Source organism: Phenylobacterium sp. (assembly GCF_024508875.1).
Taxonomy (GTDB): Bacteria; Pseudomonadota; Alphaproteobacteria; order Caulobacterales; family Caulobacteraceae; genus Phenylobacterium.
Genome location: NZ_JANINU010000302.1, coordinates 1 through 20,696 on the forward strand (window position 1 = coordinate 1; position 20,696 = coordinate 20,696).

Sequence of the window (20,696 nt, forward strand, 5' to 3'; positions counted from 1 at the left end):
GCCGCCGCCCCGGCCGCCGACGCCGCCGCCACTCCGGAATCGGCCGACCCGCCGACCATGAAGAACGCCGGCAAGCTGAACGTCGGCACCATGTTCATGGACGCCGACCCCGTCGTGAAGGTGATCATGATCGGCCTGGCTCTCGCCTCGGTGCTGAGCTGGACGATCCTCGTCACCAAGATCCTCGAGTTCAACGCGCTGAACAAGACGTCGGACGGCTTCGTGGAATCCTTCCGCGGCGCCAAGTCGATCACCGACATGAGCCGCATCGCGCTCAGCGAAGAGTTCGACGGCAACCCGCTGGCCGACATGGCCGCCGCCGCCGCCCAGGAAATCGAGCTCAGCCGTCAGGCTGGCCTGCAGATCGCCGGCGAGCACCGCGACACCACGATCGACCGCGCCGCCCACGCCGTGAGCGCCGTCCAGGCCTCGCTGGCCCGTCGCCTCTCGGGCGGCATGCAGTACCTCGCCTCGGTCGGCTCGAACGGCCCGTTCATCGGTCTGTTCGGTACGGTCTACGGGATCATGAACTCGTTCATCGGTATCGCGAACACCAACACGACCAACCTGGCCGTCGTGGCGCCCGGTATCGCCGAAGCGCTGCTGGCCACCGGTCTCGGCCTGTTCGCGGCCATCCCCTCGGTTATCTTCTACAACTACTTCCAGACCCGCATTTCCGCCTTCGGCGCGCGGTCGGAAGGGTTCGTGGCCGAGCTGATGAACGCGATTTCCCGGCAGCTCGACAAGGGGGCCTAAGCTAGATGGCCGCCAAGCTCTCCAGTTCCGGAGGCGGCCGCTATCAAGAGGAGCAGAACGCCGAGATCAACGTCACCCCCTTCGTGGATGTGATGCTCGTGCTTCTGATCATCTTCATGGTGGCGGCGCCGATGGCGGCCGTGACGGTCAAGGTGGCTCTGCCGCCGGCCGTCGCCCCGCCCGGCACCAATCCGCCGAAGCCGGTCTACATCTCGATCCAGCCGAACGGCGGCCTGTTCATTCAGGACTTCCGGACGGACCTTCCGAGCCTGGGCGACGATCTTCGCACCCAACTGGGTGCGACGCGTAACCCGACGAAGGAGCGCATCTTTATCCGCGCGGACAAGGACGTGCTCTACGGCGACTTCATGGGCGTGATGAACATGCTGCAGGACAATGGGTTCTACAGCGTGGCTCTCGTCGGTGAAGACAAGAACTAGGTGGTGAACCATGACTGATGCTCACCACGAAACGCTGGCCCGGCATAACCCGTTCGATGATCCGAAGCCGAAGCGTCGGCCAGGGACCATCATCGCGATGATCCTGGCGGTGGCCGTGCACGGTGCGCTGGGCGTCTACCTTTGGAAGACGCGCTTCGAACCGAAGTACAAGGAGTACTCGGACGAGGTGACGGACGTGGCTCTCATCAAGCCTGTTCCGCCGCCGCCTCCGCCGCCTCCGCCGCCGCCGCCGCCGAACACGCCGCCGCCGCCGCCGCCGAAGCTGCAGCCCAGGCCGCCCGTCGCGGTTCCGGACGTGCCCTCGATCCCGCCGCTGCCGGTTCCGCCGGTCGAGCGCCGGATCGAAGAGCCCCGTCCGCCCGCCGCGCCGCCGCCTGAGCCGCCGCGTCCGTCGGTCATCACCAACCCGGACTGGCTCCGCCGTCCGTCGGGTGATGACATCAACCGCTACTATCCCGACCGTGCGTCGCGGATGGAGGTTGAGGGCCGTGCGACGCTGAGCTGCCAGGTGAACGCACGTGGCACACTCGATAGCTGCTCGGTCGTCTCGGAAGAGCCGGCGGACATGGGCTTCGGCGACGCCGCCATGAAGATGTCCAAGCTCTTCAAGATGCGGCCGCAGACCAAGGACGGCCAGCCGGTCGACGGGGGCACGGTGCGGATTCCGATCCGCTTCTCCCTGCCGAAGGGCTGATAAGCTCGGGACGGTCCTTCGGGATCGGCCGACAGGAACGAGCCCCGGCCGCGCGAGTGGTCGGGGCTTTTCTTTGCCAGTTTGGCCTGGCGCACACCGGCCGGTTCCGCGAGGAGATCGCCGAGGACCCCTTGTCGTAAGCCGCATATTGGCGGACGGGGGATTTCGCCGGACTCTGCAGTGGCGAGCGAGCAGGTCAGTGGCGGAGGCCCAGTGGGGAAGCGGTGGAATCCAGAGGCGGACACCTCAGGCCGGGAGGGGGACGAACCCTTCCTGGCGGCCTCGGCCGTCGCCCTCGCAGCCTTCGCGCTGGTCAATACCTTCAGCGTGCTGCACGACGTCGGCCAGCAGGGCGGACGTCTTTCGTTCTGGGAGCCTTTCGTCTGGGAGACGACCAGCGTCGTCATCATCTTCGCGATGCTTCCGGTGTGGATGTGGTTCACCCGCCGCTACTGGCCCTTGAACCCACCCTGGTGGCGGCCGGCCGCGGCGCACGCGGCGGGCCTCATCGCCTTCTCCGTTCTGCACATCGTCGGGATGGGGGTCCTGAGATGGGCTGTCTACGGCCTGGCGGGCGCGACCTATGCCCCCTTGGCTCCGCTTGGCGACTTCCTCTACGAATTCCGCAAGGACGCGTTGGGATACGTGGGCTTCGTCGGACTCTACGCCGCATGGCGCGCGCTGCGGTCTCAGCCAGGGCTGGATCCAGGCCCGGCGGCGGCTCAGGCAGACGCCATTGAGGTCAGGGACGGGGCGCGCCGTCAGTTCGTGCCTCTGGCCGACATTGCTTGGATCGAGGCGGCGGGGAACTACGTTGAGCTGCGGTGCGCGCAGGCCACCGTCCTCCATCGCGCGTCCCTGTCGGAAATGGCTCGACGACTGGAAGGCGCCGGATACGTGCGCGTCCATCGCTCCAGGCTGGTCAGGAAGGCGGCGATCGCCGCGGTGGAGTCGAAGCCGTCGGGGGATTACGTCGTGCGCCTCGCCGACGGACGCGAACTCCCTGGTTCACGCCGGTATCGCAAACCCCTGCTGGAATCTTGAGGTCGTCCCGTCCTCGCCTCCGCCACTCTCTCAAATATAAAGAACAATGATATTCTGAAGGCGCTTAAGAGGCGACTGTTTCGCATGATCTGCAACGTAGCCGTGCGGCTTCGCGCTCAGGCGCGTCGCGGTCGTCAGCAAGGCTTGCGGCGTCTACCACGGATGGTTAAGCGTTGCTGAATTCGGCGTCTTGGGGGCGATGTCGACGTGCGGTTGCTCGGGGTCAAGATCCAAGGCGGATACAGTTCCGAGGCGCGGGTCTTCGCGCGCCTGCTGGGGCACCGCGGCCACGCGTTCGACGCCCGCGTTCTCTATCATTCTCACGATGGCGAAAGCTGGCGTGAGTTTGAGGCGGACGCCCAGGCCCCCGTCGTCCGGCTGGATGTGGGCTACCGGGAGCAAATGCCGGGCATGGCCGCCAAGGCGAAAGCGTTGCTGCGCTTCCGCCGCCGCCTGGGCGAGTTGACGCGGCTTGCGCGCGCCTACGATCCTGACGTCGTCTACTCCAGCCAGCAGTTCTGGGACTGCGCGGCGGCTTCGCATATCGCGCGACGACTTCAGCGTCCGCACGTGATCCATCTGCACTACGTCGTCGGGCCCTGGCTCAGTACGGGCTTCAGCCGAAATCCGACGGCCATGCGTTTGGCGACGCGCGCATTCGGGCTCGCGGACCCGGTTGAGCGGCTGAAGGTCTCGGAGCAGGTCATCGCGATCAGCGACTTCATACGTCACGATGCAATCGCGCAGGGGGTTCCAGCTGATCGGATCGCCACGGTCCATAATCCCGTGATCGCGGCCGGTTCATCGACGGACGATCGGGGCGCCATGCGGGCGGCGCTCGATCTCCCGCCAGGCGCGCCCGTCATTGGAATCGTCGGGCGCCTCGATGTGGGCAAGGGCCACCTCGATACGCTGCACGCCTTCGCGCGGCTGGCGCCGGCAAACCCGGACGCGCACCTCGTCATGGTGGGCGGCGGCCCGCTCGATGCCAGCCTGCGCGCCGAGGCGCAGCGGCTTGGGGTGGCCGAGCGAGTCCGGTTCACAGGGTGGCGCAACGACGTGCCCGCACTCCTGAGCGCCATGGACGTGTTCGCACATCCGTCCCGCCGCGAGCCTTTCGGTTTGGCAGTCGCTGAGGCGTCGGCGGCCGGCCTGCCCGTGATCGCCTATGCCGAGGGGGCCATTCCCGAGATCGTGGTCGATGGACAAACAGGCTGGCTGACGCCCGAGGGCGACGTCGCGGAACTGGCGGAGGCACTCGGCCGCGCCCTGGCGCAGCCGTCCGAAGCGCGCCGCATGGGCGCCAACGGGCGAGAACTCATCGAGCGGCGGTTCGCGCCGGCCAACGCTTCCCGGGGGCTCGCGGAGGTGCTTTCCCGTCTGATCGGTCGCGAGCCGGCGACTGTGGGCGCCTAGTTCGGGCCAATGTCCATATGTAAGAAGGCTCGAGGCCGTTTCGACGCAACGTCGTCGGGAGGGTTGGTCGCCGTCACGGCAGAATAGGATGCGGATCCTGGTCGCCTCTTCTCTCCTCGCAGCGGGCCTCATCGGCGTCGTCGTGATCACTTCGCCCGCGATCATACCGGCGCCCGAGGCGAGGCCGGCGGAGGAACAGGCCCCGACGCCCGCAGGTCCGGGCTCCGCGGGCGCGCCGCGACTCGCGAGCGCCGTGACCATCCCGATGGGCAGGTTCACCCAGCCCGAACGAGGTGGTGTGCGTTACGGCAGCGCGGCGCTCGGTCTGCTGCTGTCTCCAGGCGATGCGCCGGTCGCGGCATGGCGCACGTCGTTTTCCACTTGTGCAAACCCTGGCCACTGGATCCGTGCCGGTTTCGATGCGGGCGGTGGCGTCTTCTCCGTTCAGGACGGGCCAACGGCGCGCACGCCGACGCCCAGTGTTTCGGGAGCCAACAACCTATCGGGGGTCTGCAAGTTCACCGTCCGCGCGGTGAACGCCCATGGCGTCTCCAATCCAGCGACCGTCACTGTTACAGTCGATCCCAATGCCGCGAGCATCGGTGACAACTACCAGAACCATCCTGGGGCCATCGTCGGGACCATCGCCGCGTTCGAGGCCGGCGCGAAGGCAGGCCAACGCCGGCTCCTGCTGACCCCGGGGATCAACCTCGGGACCAGCGGCCTCGTGCTGGTGAACTTCCCCTTTACCTCCGAGGTGAAGCTCGTCGACGCCGATCCGGCGCGGCCCAGCGTCCTGGCCGGCGTGGTTATCGCCGGCAGTTCAGGAGCTTCCAGCCACATCACCGTGGAAAGCCTTACCCTCGACGGGCCGAACCAGGCGTCGGAAGCCCGGCTGAAGATCGTCAATTCCAACCACATCATCGCGCGCAATCTGACGATCGGACGCAGCGAGGCGTCGTACAGGCGCGACTTCTTCGGCGTGCTCGTCGATGGAACCTCCAGCGACTACCTGCTCGAGCGAAACGAGGTTCGCTACCACCAGCGGGGCTTCTATCTCGGCAGCGGCAAGCGCGGCGTCGTGCGCGACAACGTGGTTCGATACTTCCTGGGGCAGGGAATCTACCTGGGACCGGGGGTGGACGGCGTCCTCATCGCCCGCAACGTCTTCCTATCGCCCTTCCGGCTTCCGGGCGACAACGGCGACATCCACTTCGACTTCGCTCAGCGCGCCGACGATTTCGGCGGTTATCTCGCACGTGAAGGCGGCTTCGACCCGCCCCGCCGCGACACCGGCGTGCCTCAAAACGACGTCTGGGAGAACAACATCTTCTTCAATGCCGACGGCATGGGCTCGGTGTCGGGCTTCGCCTCCTGGCGGTCGGGGGTCGCGTCGCGATCCAACAATTTCGTCTGGCGAAACAACATCCTCGCCACCGCCGACGCGAACGGCTTCACCCTGAGCAGCAGTGGCGGGGCGAGCTACATCCTCAACAATGCGATCATCAAAGCGAACGTCGGCGACTTCCGCAACGCGCCGCGAGGCGCGAGCACCTTCGATATCGGTCCGTCGCTGATCGTCCAGCCGAAAAATCCAGGCAATTGGGCCGGTACGATGCTGATCGCCGGCAACTTCGTGGGTGACTCGATCAAGGTCGAGTCACCGTTCGCGGCTCCGACACTCGAGCGTAACGTGGTCTACAACCGGCGGCGTTGGCCCGGCTCGGAGTACTTGAACGGCGACCCGCGCGCTCGCTTGGAGGGCAAGTCCTTCCAGGAATATCGGGCGATGTCGGCGGCGGAGATCGCGACCTGGGTGAAAGACAGCTTCAGGCGCTTCGACGACCGCGGTCCCGTACACAAGGACGGCGCCTGGCGGACGGGGGCCGAAGTCCCCTAGGCGTCGACGGCTCTATCGCCGAGCGGATGCGAATTCGCTGGGAAGTTCGATGGTACCGCCCTCCCGGATCGAACGGGAGACCTCCAGAGCCACAATCTGGCGCTCTAACCAACTGAGCTAGGGCGGCGCATCGAGCGCGCCGTTCTAGTCGCAGCCGCCGGTACGATCAAGCCGTCGCCTTCACGTGTGATACGCCGGCATTCTGATCCGTGGCGAGGCGGGGGGGCGCGTGGGCGCTCCAGGGCCTTGTTTGACTGCTGGCCGTCACGCTTAGAATCGCATCTGACGCGATGTGATGTTCGATGGGGGATCAGTGATGAAGACGCTCTGCCTGCCTGCGGCCCTGGCTGCGATGTTGATGGCGACGACCGCACATGCCGCCAGCCTGACGGTGCTGAAGAAGGAGGCGGTCGCCGGCGTCCAGTCGCGCGCCGGGCTCGCCCAGCAGATGAACGACAAGATCTTCAGCTTCGGCGAGTTGGCGTTCCAGGAGGTGGAGACGTCGAAGTACATCACCGACGTCCTCGAAAAGAACGGCTTCACCGTCACCCGCGGCGTCGCCGGCCTGCCCACCGGCTGGGTCGCCACTTGGACCAACAAGACCGGCGGCCCGACGATCGCCATGGGCTCCGACATTGACGGCATCCCAAAGGCGTCGCAGACGCCCGGTATCCCTTGGCGCAAGCCGATGGTCGAGGGCGGTCCGGGCCACGGCGAGGGCCACAACTCGGGCAACGCCGTGAACGTCGTCGCCGCCCTGGCGGTGAAGGACATCATGCAGAAGGAGGGCATCGCCGGCACGCTGATGCTCTGGCCGGGCGTGGCGGAGGAACTGGTGGCCGGCAAGGCCTTCATGGTGCGCGAGGGCGTGTTCAAGAACGTGGACGCCGTGCTGTTCACCCACGTGGGCGACAACCTGGCCGTCACCTGGGGCAAGCCGTCGGGGACCGGGTCGGTTTCGGTCGAGTACACGTTCCACGGCGCGCCGGCCCACGCAGCCGGCAAGCCCTGGATGGGCCGCTCTGCGCTGGACGCCGTCTCGCTGATGAACGTCGGCTGGGAATTCAAGCGCGAACATCTGCGCACCGAGCAGCGGTCGCACTACGTCATCACCGACGGCGGCGACCAGCCCAACGTCGTCCCGCAGATCGCCAAGGTCTGGTACTACTTCCGCGAGCAGGACTTCAAACGCATCTCCGACCTCTATGCGCTCGGCAACAAGATGGCCGACGGCGCGGCGATGATGACGGACACCACGGTCGAGCGGCGCATCCTGGGCACGGCGGCGCCGCGCCATTTCAACAAACCGATCGCCGAGGCGACCTACGCCAACATCCAGGCCGTAGGACTGCCTAAGTGGACCGCTGACGAGCAGGCTTTCGCCAAGGCGGTGCAGAAGCAGACCGGCGCCGACAAGCAGGACGGCCTAGCCACCGAACTCAAGAAGCTGGAACCGCCGGCCGAGAAGCCCGAGAGCGGCGGGTCGGACGATATCGGCGACATCTCGTGGGTCGTGCCCACGATCACCTTGAACTATCCGTCCAACATCCCGGGTCTGCCCGGCCACGCGTGGCAGAACGCCATCGCCATGGCCACGCCCATCGCCCATGACGGCGTGGTGGCCGGCGCAAAGGTGATGGCCATGACAACCCTGGACCTGCTGATGCGGCCCGACCTGCGCAAGGCAGCGAAGGACTACTTCACCAACGTACAGAACAAGGATGAGCATTATCTCCCGATGATCTCGGCCAGCGACAAGCCGGCGATCGAGATCAACAGCGACGTCATGGCCCAATTCCGGCCGGCGATGCGGCCGCTCTACTACGACGAGACCAAGTATCCGACCTACCTCGACCAACTGGGCGTCAAGTGGCCGACACTGGAGCCGACGAAGTAGCCTGAGGGCGCCCCTGCGGGATCGGCGAATTCCATGGACAAGCCGCCCGAAGCGCGACTAGACGGGCGGCTGTCGCGGTCCGGCTTCGGTCGGGCCGCGGCGCTTAGCGCGCCGATGCCTTCGGGCTTAAACGGGAACGCAGTAGGGGCACGCCCCGATCTGCGGCTGTCCCTGCAACTGTGAGCGGTGAGCGCATGCGCCGTTGGCGGGGTTTCCCGCCAGCCACTGGGCCCCGGCCTGGGAAGGCAAGGCGCATGACGCGATGACCCGCGAGCCAGGAAACCGGTCGGCGCGCGTCGCTCGAGCCGCGGGGCAGTGGACCTCCGAGGCGCGGATTTCCGTCTGAGCGACGACGGAACGGCGGAGGGCCGTTTCGACCGGTCGGGCGGACCCTGCTGCGTCCCAACCCGCCGGCCCGTCGACCCGCGCGCGGACCGCGCCCGGGAGGCCCTCTCGCGATGTCGCCACGGACGCGCACAGAGGGGGCCTTTGGATGCCCACGAACTATCTTTGGAGCGCCGGCGTCGCCGCGCTCCTCTTCGCGCAACCTGCCTTCGCCGACGAGGCTGGGGCCGTAGACGAGGTGATCGTCACCGGGACCCGGGCCGCCGACGGCGTCGACGCCGACCGGATCGGCTCTTCGGTCACCGTCATCACGAGCGGGCAAATGAAGGATCGCCAGGTCCGCATCGTCTCCGACGTGCTGCGCGACGTGCCCGGCTTCGCTGTCAGCCGCACCGGCGCCGTCGGCGGCCAGACGCAGCTCCGCGTCCGCGGAGCCGAGGCCAACCACGTCCTGACGCTGATTGACGGCATTGAGGCCTCGGACCCGTTCTTCGGCGAGTTCGACTACGCCACCCTGCTGGGCGACGAGGTCTCGCGCATCGAGATCCTGCGAGGCGCCCAGAGCGCGCTCTACGGCTCGGACGCCATCGCCGGCGTGATCAACTACATCACCCCCACCGCCAAGGAGGTCCCGGGCGGCAGCCTGCGCGTCGAGTTCGGCTCGCAGGGGACGCTGGGCGGCGCCGGCCGCTACGCCATCGCCCACGGTCCGTTCGATCTCGTCGTGAACGGCGCGGTCCAGTCGACCGACGGCTACGTCACCCAGACCCTGCCGGGCGGCCGGCGCAAGGTGGGCTCGGAGCTGCAGAGCTTCTCGGCCAAGGCCGGCTACCAGGTCACCGAGAACCTCCGTCTGCGAGGCGTGCTGCGCTACTCCGATACCCACGCCGAGACCAACAACTCCAGCTTCGGCAAGGGCATCGTCGACAGCCCCGGAACCTACTACGACGCCAAGAGCCTGACCTATTTCGTGGGCGGCGACCTGAAGCTGCTGGACGGCGCCTGGACCCACAGCCTGTCGTACCAGGGCGTCGACGCCGAGCGCGACAGCTACACCGCTCGCACGCGTTCGGGCGGCAACGACGGCCTGCGCAAGAAGGCCTCGTACGTGACGACCTATCGGCTGCAGACCGGCGAGCTCACCCACCTGCTGACCGGCGCGGTCGACTGGGAGAAGGAGACCTTCCAGAACACCTCGCCCGCCAGCGCCGGCGCCGACACCACCCGCCGCTCCATCAAGAACACCGGCCTGGTCGCCCAGTACGACCTGCAGGTGGGGGAGGTCGCGGGCGTCGGCGGTGCGATCCGCCACGACGACAACGACTTCTTCGACAACGCCACGACCTGGAAGATCCAGGGCTTCTATCGGGTCAACGAGATGATCCGGCTGCGGGCTGCCGGTGGCACGGGGATCAAGAACCCGTCGCAGACCGAGCTGTTCGGCTTTAACGCCACAGGCCCGTTCCCCTTCCGCGGCAACCCCAACCTGAAGCCCGAGACGTCGGAGGGCTGGGAAGGCGGTCTTGATCTGAGCTTCCTTGACGGCCGCGTCAGCCTGGGCGCGACCTACTTCGACGCCAAGCTGAAGGACGAGATCTTCAGCTACTTCGGCGGTGCGGGCCTGCCGGCCGCCTGTCCGGCCCCGCCCGTGGGGACCAGCACCACCTGCAACCGCACTTCCGACTCCAAGCAGCACGGCGTCGAGCTGTTCGCGACGGTCGAGGTCCTGCCCGAGCTGACGGTGTCGGGCAGCTACACCGACCTCAACGCCAAGGAGGCGGGCCTGGAGGAGATCCGGCGCGCGCCGCACATCGGCAGCGCCAATGTCACCTGGAAGCCGCTGGACGGTCGCGCCACGGTGAACCTCAACGTTCGCTACAACGGTCGGCAGCTCGACTCGAACTTCTCGGGCATCAACGCGCCGTTCCCGGCCTCTCTGCCCAAGGTGAAGCCGGCCACCGGGTCCAACGCGGGGAAGGTGGTCCTGCCCTCCTTCACCCTGGTGAACCTGGACGCCAGCTACGACGTCGCGAACGGCTTCGAGCTGTTCGGGCGGGTCGAGAACTTGACCGACGAGGACTACTACGAAGTCTTCGGCTTTCCGGCGCCCGGGCGCACGGCCGCAGTCGGGGCGAGGGTGAAGTTCTGAGCATGAGCGGGACCTGGTGATGAGACGCGCCCTTCGCCTCGCCGCGATGGGCCTTGCCGCGGCCGTCCTGCCCGGGATGGCCGCGGGCGCTCCTGCGCCCAAGCCCCAGCGCATCCTGTCGATGAACCAGTGCACCGACCTGATGGTCATGCAGTTGGTCCCCAAGGCGCGGATCGCCGGTGTCACCTATCTGGCCCGCGACGGCGCCAAGGCGCTGTTCCCCGGCGCGGCGACCGGTATCCCGGTCAACTACGGCACGCCGGAAGACATCATCAGGTTCAGGCCCGACCTGATCCTGACCGGCGACTTTTCGTTGGCGGTGACGCGCCGGCTGGCCCGGGAAGTCGGCGCGCCGCTGGTCGAAGTTAAGAGCGCGAGGACATTCGAGGACGTGCGCCGCTCGATCCGCCAAGTCGGCGCGGCCGTCGGCGAGCCCGCCCGCGCCGAAGCCCTGGTCCGCCGCATGGACTCTGAGATCGCCGAACTCGCCACCCGTCGGCCCGCGCAGCCGAACCGTATCGTCGCCTGGGACGGCGGCGCCACGGTGCCGGGGACCGAAACCTTCGCGAACGAGATCATCCGCGCCGCCGGCGCCGTGAACGTCGCCGCTCGGCCGGGCCCGGCCTACACCAGCTTCGGCGTCGAGGAACTGCTCCAGGCGCGGCCCGAGGCGTTGCTCTACGGCGGCGGCGATAGGCCGCTGGTCCAGAATGAGGAGAGCCGCCACCGCGCGATCCGGCAGGTCTTCGCCGGCCGTCGAATTGCCTTCGCTGACGTGACGTTTAGCTGCGGCCTGCCGCAGTCGGTGGAGGCCGCGCTGGGCCTTCGCCGCGCCCTTGACGCGCTTCCTCGCGAAGGAGGGCCGCGATGAAGCGCGTCGCCCTGCCGATGACCACCCTGGCCACGGTGGTGGTGCTGGCCGCGGCAGCAGGCTCGCTGTTCCTGGGGCGTGTGAATATCAGCCCGCAACAGATACTCGACGGCCTGTTTTCATCTGATCTGAACCTAGCGCGCCTGGTGGTGGTCGAACTGCGCCTGCCGCGCACGGTGCTTGCGATCCTCGTCGGCGCGGCGCTTGGGCTGTCCGGCGCGGTGCTGCAGGGTCTGCTGCGCAATCCACTGGCCGAGCCCGGCCTGCTGGGCGTCTCCAGCGGCGCGGCGCTGGGCGCGGTGGTCTCCATCTACTTCAGCCTCTCGGCCGCCTTCGCGCTCGCCACGCCGTTGCTGGCCCTCGTCGGGGCGCTCGGCGCCGGGCTGTTGACCTTCGCTTTGGGGCGCGGCGGGACGCTCAGCCTCATCCTGGCCGGCTCGGCGGTCTCGGGGCTCATGGCGGCGTTTCTCGCCATGGCGCTGAACTTCGCCCCCAATCCCTACGCCGGCTTCGAGATGAGCATCTGGATGCTCGGGTCGCTGTCGCAGAAGAGCTGGGACCACGTGCTGTTGGCCGGGCCGTTCATCCTGGCCGGCCTCGGGGTTCTGGCGTTGCAGGGGCGGGCCATCGACGCGCTGGCCCTGGGTGAGCAGCAGGCCGAGAGCCTGGGCGTCGACCTGGACAGGGCGCGCATGCTGGCCCTGGTGGGCGTGGGCCTGGCCGTCGGCGCCGCGACCTCGGTGACGGGCTCGGTCGGCTTCGTCGGATTGATCGCCCCGCACTTGGTCCGACCGTTCGTGGGCTACCAGCCCAGCCGCACGCTCCTGCCGTCTGCGCTGTTCGGAGCGGCGCTGCTGCTCCTGGCCGACATCGGTACGCGGGTGCTGCACACCAGTTCGGAACTGCGCCTGGGCGTGATCACCAGCCTGATCGGCACGCCGTTCTTCTTCTGGCTGGTCGTGCGTCTGCGAAGGCTCGCGCCATGAGCCGTCTCGAAGCCCGCGACGTCACCGTCCGCCGGGGCGGCCGCGCCATCGTATCGGGCGTCTCGGCGGCGCTTGAGGCCGGCATGTTCGTGGCCCTGATCGGCGCGAACGGGGCCGGCAAGTCGACCCTGCTGAATGCACTCGCCGGGCTGCTGCGCCCGGAGGCGGGGGAGGTGACGCTGGACGGCCGGCCCGTGCTGGCGCTTGATCGCCGCGAGCTCGCGCGCCGGCGCGCTTATCTCCCGCAGAGCCTGCGTGCGGAGTGGCCGATCTCGGTGGAGCGGCTGGTGGCGTTAGGCCTGACGCCGCAACTGCCGGCCTTCGGCGGCCTGCCGGGCGGCCTTGAGCCCCGGCTCACCCGGGCGATCGAGGCCTGCGACCTCACAAGCCACCGCTTTCAGGCCGCCACCACGCTGTCCGGTGGCGAGCTTGCCCGCGCCATGCTCGCCCGCGCCCTGGTCGGCGATCCGGAGGTGCTTCTGGCCGACGAGCCGGTGTCCGGCCTCGATCCGCGCCACCGCCTCGACACTGTGGGGCGTCTGCGCCGGTTGGCCGACGACGACGGACGGCTGGTGGTGGCGACGATCCACGACCTGACGCTGGCCGCCCGCCACGCGACGCATCTGATGGCTCTGCGCGGGGGCCGTCTCGTCGCATTCGGGCCGATGGCGCAGACGCTCACGGCAGACCTCCTGCGTGAGGTCTTCGAGGTGAACGCGCGCATCTCGGGCGTGGGCGCCGAGGCGCTGGTCGACTACCTCGGGACGGTGTGAACATGGCCGCCGCGCTCATGCTGCAGGGCTGCGGCTCGGACGTCGGCAAGTCGGTGCTGGTGGCAGGGCTCTGCCGCCTCTTCGCCAACCGCGGCCTACGGGTGCGTCCCTTCAAGCCGCAGAACATGTCCAACAACGCCGCGGTCACCGCGGACGGCGGCGAGATCGGCCGCGCTCAGGCCCTCCAGGCGCAGGCCTGCCGGGTGGCGCCCAGCGTCCACATGAACCCCGTCCTGCTGAAACCCCAGTCCGACACCGGCGCCCAGTTGGTGGTGCGTGGGCGGATGGCCGGAACGTGGCAGGCTGCCGGCTACCAGAACCGCAAGGCAAGCCTGCTGCCGACGGTGATCGAGAGCTTCCGCCACCTCGCCGCCGAGGCCGATCTCGTCCTGGTGGAAGGCGCGGGCAGTCCAGCGGAGACCAACCTGCGGGCCAACGACATCGCCAACATGGGTTTCGCGCACGCCGCCGACGTTCCGGTGGTGCTGATCGGCGACATCGACCGCGGCCATGTGATCGCGAGCCTGGTGGGCGCGCACGCGGTCCTTGATCGCGCCGATCGCGGCCGCATCAAGGGCTTCCTGGTCAACAAATTCCGCGGCGACCCCAGACTCTTCGACGCGGGGCGGGCCGAGATCGCCGCGCGCACGGGCTGGGCCGATCTCGGAATGGCGCCGTGGCTGGCAGCCGCCGCCCGACTGCCGGCGGAGGACGCGGTGGTGCTGGAGCGTTCGGCGCGCGGGGAAGGGCGCCGTGTTACGATCGCCATCCCGATGTTGTCCCGCATCGCCAACTTCGACGACTTCGACCCGCTGCGGGCCGAGCCCGACGTGGACCTGCGCTTCGTGCCTCCTGGCCAGGCGCTGCCCGGCGACGCGCACTTGGTGATCCTGCCGGGCACCAAGGCGACGCTGGCCGACCTAGCGTTCCTTCGAGCCCAGGGCTGGGACATCGACATCCTCGCCCACGTCCGCCGCGGTGGAAGGCTGCTTGGGATCTGCGGCGGCTACCAGATGCTGGGCCGACGGGTGTCGGACCCGAGCGGGCTGGAAGGCCCGCCCGGCTCGGCGCCGGGACTGGACCTCCTCGATGTCGAAACCGAGCTGACGGACGACAAGATCCTGAGGCCCGTGGCGGGGCGCCTGGCGGGCGGAGGAGACTTCGAGGGCTACGAGATGCACGCCGGCCGCACCGGCGGCCCAGGCCTGGACCGGCCCTTCCTGGTCCATGCGGGCGGCGCGCGCGACGGCGCTGTGTCGCCCAACGGGCGTATCGCCGGCGGCTACGTACACGGCCTCTTCGCGGCGGCCTCCGCCCGTGCGGCCATTCTCGAGCGCCTGGGCGTCGTCTCCGCGGGCTTTGACCAGACGGCGCGCGTGGACGAGGCGCTCGACGAGATCGCCGCGACCCTGGCCGGCGCCTTCGACATCGGCGCGCTCGCAGCGATCGCGGGCATCCCGCACCTGCCGCCGCCAGAATAATTCCCGCAACCGGGGAGTGTGCTTGCCAAGCTGGGCCCTACGGCTTGCATTCGCGGGCTGCGGGGGGAGCGGGGCTGCGATCGACGCGCCTGCGCGGTTGGGGGTGAGTGCGCGTGCCGGCGGTCGACACATATGACGCGCTGCTGTCCGGGATCTCCTGGAACGGCGTGGCTGTGGCCGAACGGCCTGCCTTCGTGACCTACTCCTTTGATGCGATGGCCCCGGCCCACCTGGTTGGCCGTTTCTCGCAGGCCTTCCTCGCCAGCTTCCAGGCGTTCACCGCAACCGAGCAGGCCGCCGCCCGCCAGGCGCTGGCCGCGTGGGGAGACATCAGCGGCCTAACCTTCCTCGAAGTTCCCGCGGGGCAGGGGGATATCCGCTTCGGGGTCTACGACTTTGCCTACGCGCCGACCGACAGCGAACGGACCCTGGGCTTCGCCTACCTGCCCCAGGTGCTCAACTATTCGGACGGCGCCTGGGAAGAGCCGATCGGCGGGGACGTCTTCATCAACCTGGGGCAAGCCAACTTCGACGTCCTGGTCCACGAGATCGGGCACGCGATTGGTCTGAAGCATCCGTTCGAGGGCTCCCCGCAGCTCGATGTGACGCTCGACGACCTCACGCATACGGTCATGACCTACAACGTGGCCGGAGGCCCTGCGACGAAGCTGGGCCTGCTGGACGTGCTGGCGGTCCAGCACCTCTACGGGCCGGCCACCGCCGACGGCACGCAGGCCGCCTCCTGGTCGTGGGACGCGACCCAGTTGCTGCTGACCCAGTCCGGCTCGGCCGGGGACGACACCCTGGCCGGCGTGGCGGTGCGTGACCGGATCATGGCCGGCGCCGGCGCCGACTATGTCATGGCCCGGGACGGCGACGACCTGGTCGATGGCGGTGACGGCGCCGACACGCTGGCCGGCGGCGGCGGCGCCGACACGCTGATGGCCGGCGCTGGCGACGACATCGTCGATGGGGACGACGGCGGTGACAGCATCGACGGCGGCGCGGGCGCGGACGAACTGTGGGGCATGTCGGGCGACGACGCGCTCTCCGGAGGCGATGGCGACGACTACATTCACGGCGGCTCGGGCGTTAACCGCCTGAACGGCGGGACCGGCGACGACATTATCGTCGTGGTCGACGGGGCAAGTTTCGTCGACGGCGGCGACGGGGAAGACGAACTCTGGCTGGCCCCCGCGAGTACGGCCGCCGTTTCCCTGAGCTACGCCAGTCTGACCGCTGCCGGTGGGACCTGGGCGAGCATCGAGAAGGTCGTGCTGTTCGGTGACGCGAATGCCGACACGCTGCAGGGTGGTTCGCTGGCCGATGTCCTGTCCGGCGCGGGCGGAGCCGACATCCTCAGCGGCGGCGATGGCTCCGATGAGCTTTGGGGCGGGACGGGCGCCGACACGCTCTCCGGCGGGGCCGGGGCTGACTCGCTCTACGGCGGCTCCGACGCCAACTACCTGCGTGGCGACGACGGGAACGACAGTGTCACGGGCGGCGGCTCTTTCGACGACATCAACGGCAACGCGGGCAACGACACGGCCTCGGGCGGCGCGGGCGACGACTGGGTCGTAGGCGGCAAGGACAACGACAGTCTCGCCGGCGATAGCGGCGCGGACATCGTCTACGGCAACCTGGGCGCCGACACCTGCGACGGCGGGGCAGGCGCCGATATCCTGCGCGGGGGGCAGCAGGACGACGTCCTCATCGGAGGCGCCGGGGACGACTGGCTGTCCGGCGACCGGGACTCGGACACCCTGACCGGAGGCGCCGGCGCGGACGTCTTCCACACCTTCGGCGATGCGGGCCTCGATCAGGTCGCCGATTTCAACCAAGCCGAGGGCGACCGCGTGCAACTCGACCCCGGGACCCAATACACGGTCGCTCAGGTGGGGGCGGACACGGTCATCACCATGGCCGGCGGAGGGCAGATGGTCCTGGTGGGCGTGCAACTCGGCACGCTGACGTCCGGCTGGATCTACGGGGCTTAGATGGCGGCCGGCCGGGCGGAGGCCGCTCGGCGCATTCTTTGCGGCTTCCACTGCACCAGCGAGCGCCAGGCCCACTCGAACGGGCCGTAGTGGAAGGCCTTGAGCCAGAAGTGGCTCCAGGCCAAGAGGAACGCCCACACGCCTACGACCACCCATAGGAGCTCCGCCCGCGAGAGCTCGCCGTAGAGGCCGAAGCCATAGCCGCAGAACAGTGTGCTCGTGATGATCGAGGTGGTGAGGTAGTTGGAGAACGCCATCCGCCCCGCCGCCGCGAGCAGGTCCGTCAGCCCCCGCAGCGCGCCGGAGCGCACGCATAGGAGGACGACGGCGGCGTGCGCCAGGCCGATGAACGGGCGGGTCGTCTGCTGCCAGACCTCGCGCTCGTGCAGCACCAGCGGGTCGAAGTCCGACCGCGCGATGCCCCAGGCCAGCCAGGCCGTCAGCGGCACGCAGACGAGGTAGCCGAAGGCGATGATCGCTACGTAGGCGCGGCTCGACCAGCGAAGCGTGAAGAAGCCCATCCGGAAGAGGGCCATGCCGACGAACATCTGCCCCAGAGCCTCCGGGAACATGTCGGTGGGCAGGAGGACGAAGTAGAACAGCATCACCATGTTCGCGCGAGCCTGCAGCGCGGAGAGGAAATCGCCGCCGAAACCGGCGAGTTCGGCGGCCTTGGCCTCGGGCGGCGATTGCACCGCCATGGACGCCTGTTGCCACGCCTTGACGACGTCCGGCGGCGCGCCGGGCGTCGTCGCGGCCGCGTGCAGGGCTTCGATCGCTCCGGCCTGCCAGACGTTCTTGGCCAGCAGCGCCACGAGGATCGCAGCGCCGATCGCAAGCTGCGCGCGCGGCGACAGCTTGCGGAAGGGGAAGATCACCAGGCCGGCGAGGGCGTAGGTCACCAGGACATCGCCGAACCAGAAGAGAAAGGCGTGGGCGATGCCGAACAGCAGCATCCAGCCCATGCGGCGATAGTGGGTGGCGGCGGCCGAAAGGCCAGCCCCCAATTCCGCGCGCTCGCCGATCAGCACCGTCGACGCGCCGAACAGCATCGTGAACAGCGCCCGCATCTTGCCGTCGGTCAGGACGTTGTTGACCGCCCACGTCCAGAAGTCGGCCCCAGTCGAGCCACCGGCGTAGGTCGGATTGATGTAGGCGAACGACGGCAGGCCCATGCCCACGATGTTCATGAGCAGGATGCCCAACACCGCCATGCCGCGCACCGCGTCGATGGACAGGTGCCGCTCTGCGGTCGTGTCGGTCATTTCCATCCCCTACCGTTGTTATCAAGCTTCGCTGCCGCGCGCCGACTGTCAACGCGCCCAAACAATGCTAGCGATGCCCCTGGACCTTGCGGGGCGGCCATGGCGCGGGCGGACGGACAGGCGGGCGGCGCTCTTCGAGGGCGCAGGCGCAAGGGGGAAGGCCCCGATCTGCGCCAGTCGATCCTGGACGCCGCCGAATCGCTCTTCTCCCGCCACGGCTTCTATGGCGTCACGGTGCGGCAAGTCGCGGCGGAGGCTGGCGTCGACACCGCCCTGATCCACTACTACTTCGGCGCCAAGCGGGAGCTGTTCGACAGCGTCTTCGCGCGCCGCGCGGAAATCCTCAACGAAGCGCGCCTGGCCGCGATGCGGACCTACGCGCGGGAGCACCCGGGCGCCATGACGTCCGAGGGGATCATCGAGGCCTTCATCGGGCCGCTCATCGATCGCTCGCTGACCAACGACGAGGGATGGAAGAACTATTTCCGCCTGGTCGCGCTGGTGAACAACACCCCGGCCTGGGGCGGCGAGACGATGCACCGGTTCTTCGACCCGGTGGTGCACGAGCTGGTCGACACCCTCAAGGCTGCGCTGCCCGATGCAGAGCTGCGCGACCTCTACTGGGCCTATCAGTTCCTGACGGGCGCGATGATGCTGACCCTGTCGGAGACGGGCCGGATCGACCAGCTCTCGGACGGGCTGTGCCGCTCGACCGACCTGGAGGCCGTGCGGGTCCGCCTCTACGCCTGGTGCGCGGCAGGCTTGGAAGAGGTGGTGCGGCGTCGTCCGTGCGACTGATCGGGACCCACGCCGCACGGGTGTGTCGAAAATTCATCACCTGATTAAAAACATCGCGCCAGCGTGGCCGTGGCGCTGGCGCGGCGGCGCGGATTGCCTCAACACTCCCGCATAATTCACTCGGTAGTGAAATCTTCGACGCTGCTTCGTCCATGGGGGATGTCCGGCGTCGTCGGGAGGAAACATATGAAAAGCCTCGTGAAGGCCGCCCTCCTCGCGGGCGCGGCCTGGTCCGTCGTTCCGACTCTCGCGCTGGCCCAGACGGCGGCCGCCGAAGACGTGGGCGTCGAGGAAGTCGTCGTCACCGCCCGTCGCCGGGAAGAGACCCTGAAGGACGTGCCGGTCGCGGTGACCGCTGTCAGCGGCGAGCGGTTGGCGGCCACGGGGGCGGTCGACATCACCACGCTGCAGCAGTCGACGCCGAACATCACCGTCCAGGTGGCTCGCGGCTCGAACTCGACGCTGATCTCGTTCATCCGCGGCGTCGGCCAGCAGGACCCGCTGTGGGGCTTCGAGCCGGGTGTCGGCCTCTACATCGACGACGTCTACGTGGCGCGCCCGCAGGCGGCCGTGCTCGACATCTTCGACGTGCAGCGCATCGAAGTGCTGCGCGGGCCGCAGGGCACGCTCTACGGCCGCAACACCATCGGGGGCGCGATCAAATACGTCACCGGCAAGATCGAGGGCGACCCCGAGATCAAGCTGCGCGGCAACTACGGCTCGTACGACCAGAAGGACATCATCGCCTCGGCCAAGGGCCAGGTGAATGACTGGGTGGGTCTCGGGCTCACCTGGGCGTCGTTCAATCGCGACGGCTTCGGCAAGAACCTGACGACCGGCGCCGAGCACTACGACAAGGACGTGCAGGCCGCGCGCGCGACCGTCGAGCTGACGCCGACCGAGAACCTGTTCTTCCGCCTGTCGGGCGACATCGTCACCGACCGCTCGAATCCGCGTCACGGCCACCGGGAAGTCCCCGGCCTGACGGCCACCGGCGCGCCGATCCCGACGGCGACCGTTCTCGACGACGTCTATGACACCCGCGCCGGGGCCGGGGACAAGAACAAGGTCGAGGCTCGCGGCGTGTCGCTGCTGGGCGAATGGAAGGCCAGCGACACGCTGACCTTCAAGTCGATCACGGCGTACCGCGCCGGTGAGACCGAAGGTTCGATCGACTTCGACGAAGAGCCCGCGGCTCTGCTGGATGTCCCGGCCCGCTACAACGACCACCAGTTCACCCAGGAGTTCCAGGCGCTCTACACCGGCGAGCGGCTCCAGGGCGTGTTCGGCCTTTACTACCTGAACGCCACGGCGGCGGGCGCGTTCGACACGGTCGTCGGCCAGGCCAACCTGACCATCGCCACCGCGGGCCATGTGGACACCAAGAGCTACTCGGCCTTCGCCGACGTCAGCTACGACGTGACCGACCAGCTCTCGATCTCGGTGGGCGGGCGCTATACCCACGACAAGAAGACCGGCCAGGTCTATCGCCAGAACTTCACCGGTCTGAAGAGCCCGCTGTTCGGCAACCCGACCGCCGTCGCCGGCCTGATCCGGTCCAACTTCACCAGCTCGGACACGTACGAGAAGTTCACCCCGCGGGTGAGCGTGAAGTACGAGATCACGCCGGACGTCTCGACCTATGTGTCGTACAGCCAGGGCTTCAAGTCGGGCGGCTTCGACATGCGCGCCGACGCGATCCTGACGCCGACCTCGGTCAACGGCTACCAGCCGGAGAAGGTGGACAGCTTCGAAGGCGGTCTGAAGGGCTACTTCTTCGACCGTCGCCTGTCGCTGAACACGGCGGTCTTCTACTCGAAGTACAAGGACCAGCAGGTCACCCTGCAGACCCCGGTGGGCGCC

Annotated in this window: 16 protein-coding genes, 1 tRNA gene and 1 riboswitch; of the genes, 15 read left to right on the top strand and 2 right to left on the bottom strand. The window is 68.3% G+C overall.

The window, feature by feature from the left end; translation table 11 throughout:
* The 6 genes from exbB to Q0L11_RS19740 all read left to right on the top strand — a co-directional run.
* The coding region (exbB, locus tag Q0L11_RS19715) for a tonB-system energizer ExbB (protein ID WP_296599517.1) at positions 1-756 on the top strand (756 nt) is incomplete at its 5' end.
* Positions 757-761: 5 nt separating this feature from the next.
* Entirely contained in the window at positions 762-1,196 is a 435-nt protein-coding gene (locus tag Q0L11_RS19720; RefSeq protein ID WP_296599519.1) for a biopolymer transporter ExbD, read from the top strand.
* Between the two features lie 10 nt (positions 1,197-1,206).
* Complete coding sequence (locus Q0L11_RS19725; RefSeq protein WP_296599521.1) at positions 1,207-1,911, top strand: energy transducer TonB; 705 nt, start codon at positions 1,207-1,209, stop codon at positions 1,909-1,911.
* Positions 1,912-2,091: 180 nt separating this feature from the next.
* A complete protein-coding gene (locus tag Q0L11_RS19730; RefSeq protein ID WP_296599523.1) occupies positions 2,092-2,955 on the top strand; it encodes a LytTR family DNA-binding domain-containing protein in 864 nt (287 codons plus the stop codon).
* A 213-nt stretch (positions 2,956-3,168) separates the two neighbouring features.
* The gene (locus Q0L11_RS19735) at positions 3,169-4,371 is read left to right on the top strand and encodes a glycosyltransferase family 4 protein (protein WP_296599525.1); all 1,203 of its coding nucleotides are present in this window, start codon (positions 3,169-3,171) and stop codon (positions 4,369-4,371) included.
* Positions 4,372-4,459: 88 nt separating this feature from the next.
* Entirely contained in the window at positions 4,460-6,271 is a 1,812-nt protein-coding gene (locus tag Q0L11_RS19740) for a right-handed parallel beta-helix repeat-containing protein (RefSeq protein WP_296599527.1), read from the top strand.
* Positions 6,272-6,321: 50 nt separating this feature from the next.
* Here Q0L11_RS19740 and Q0L11_RS19745 read toward each other — a convergent pair.
* Positions 6,322-6,398 (bottom strand) — tRNA-His (locus Q0L11_RS19745).
* A gap of 189 nt (positions 6,399-6,587) precedes the next feature.
* Here Q0L11_RS19745 and Q0L11_RS19750 point away from each other — a divergent pair.
* The 7 genes from Q0L11_RS19750 to Q0L11_RS19780 all read left to right on the top strand — a co-directional run bounded on the left by Q0L11_RS19750 (position 6,588) and on the right by Q0L11_RS19780 (position 16,770).
* Complete coding sequence (locus Q0L11_RS19750; RefSeq protein WP_296599528.1) at positions 6,588-8,168, top strand: amidohydrolase; 1,581 nt, start codon at positions 6,588-6,590, stop codon at positions 8,166-8,168.
* A 95-nt stretch (positions 8,169-8,263) separates the two neighbouring features.
* Positions 8,264-8,474, top strand: a riboswitch (cobalamin riboswitch).
* Positions 8,475-8,661: 187 nt separating this feature from the next.
* Positions 8,662-10,662 (top strand): TonB-dependent siderophore receptor, encoded by a 2,001-nt coding sequence (locus Q0L11_RS19755; RefSeq protein WP_296599530.1) that lies wholly within the window; start codon positions 8,662-8,664, stop codon positions 10,660-10,662.
* A gap of 19 nt (positions 10,663-10,681) precedes the next feature.
* Positions 10,682-11,533, top strand: coding sequence for an ABC transporter substrate-binding protein (locus Q0L11_RS19760; RefSeq protein ID WP_296599531.1), 852 nt, complete (start codon positions 10,682-10,684; stop codon positions 11,531-11,533).
* A complete protein-coding gene (locus Q0L11_RS19765; RefSeq protein WP_296599532.1) occupies positions 11,530-12,519 on the top strand; it encodes an iron ABC transporter permease in 990 nt (329 codons plus the stop codon). The genes Q0L11_RS19760 and Q0L11_RS19765 overlap by 4 nt, the downstream gene beginning before the upstream one ends.
* The gene (locus tag Q0L11_RS19770) at positions 12,516-13,292 is read left to right on the top strand and encodes an ABC transporter ATP-binding protein (RefSeq protein ID WP_296599533.1); all 777 of its coding nucleotides are present in this window, start codon (positions 12,516-12,518) and stop codon (positions 13,290-13,292) included. The genes Q0L11_RS19765 and Q0L11_RS19770 overlap by 4 nt, the downstream gene beginning before the upstream one ends.
* Positions 13,293-13,294: 2 nt before the next feature.
* Positions 13,295-14,773, top strand: a complete 1,479-nt coding sequence (locus tag Q0L11_RS19775; RefSeq protein WP_296599534.1) for a cobyric acid synthase — start codon at positions 13,295-13,297, stop codon at positions 14,771-14,773.
* A 113-nt stretch (positions 14,774-14,886) separates the two neighbouring features.
* Complete coding sequence (locus tag Q0L11_RS19780; protein ID WP_296599535.1) at positions 14,887-16,770, top strand: matrixin family metalloprotease; 1,884 nt, start codon at positions 14,887-14,889, stop codon at positions 16,768-16,770.
* Here Q0L11_RS19780 and Q0L11_RS19785 read toward each other — a convergent pair.
* On the bottom strand, positions 16,767-18,035 hold the full coding sequence (locus Q0L11_RS19785; RefSeq protein ID WP_296599537.1) for a DUF418 domain-containing protein: 1,269 nt from the start codon (positions 18,033-18,035) through the stop codon (positions 16,767-16,769). The genes Q0L11_RS19780 and Q0L11_RS19785 overlap by 4 nt on opposite strands.
* 99 nt (positions 18,036-18,134) lie before the next feature.
* Between Q0L11_RS19785 and Q0L11_RS19790 the strand changes: the two genes are divergently transcribed.
* Together Q0L11_RS19790 and Q0L11_RS19795 are read left to right on the top strand one after the other, a co-directional pair.
* Positions 18,135-18,833 (top strand): TetR/AcrR family transcriptional regulator, encoded by a 699-nt coding sequence (locus Q0L11_RS19790; protein WP_296599538.1) that lies wholly within the window; start codon positions 18,135-18,137, stop codon positions 18,831-18,833.
* A 186-nt stretch (positions 18,834-19,019) separates the two neighbouring features.
* A partial coding sequence (locus Q0L11_RS19795; protein WP_296599539.1) for a TonB-dependent receptor occupies positions 19,020-20,696 on the top strand: 1,677 nt, incomplete at its 3' end.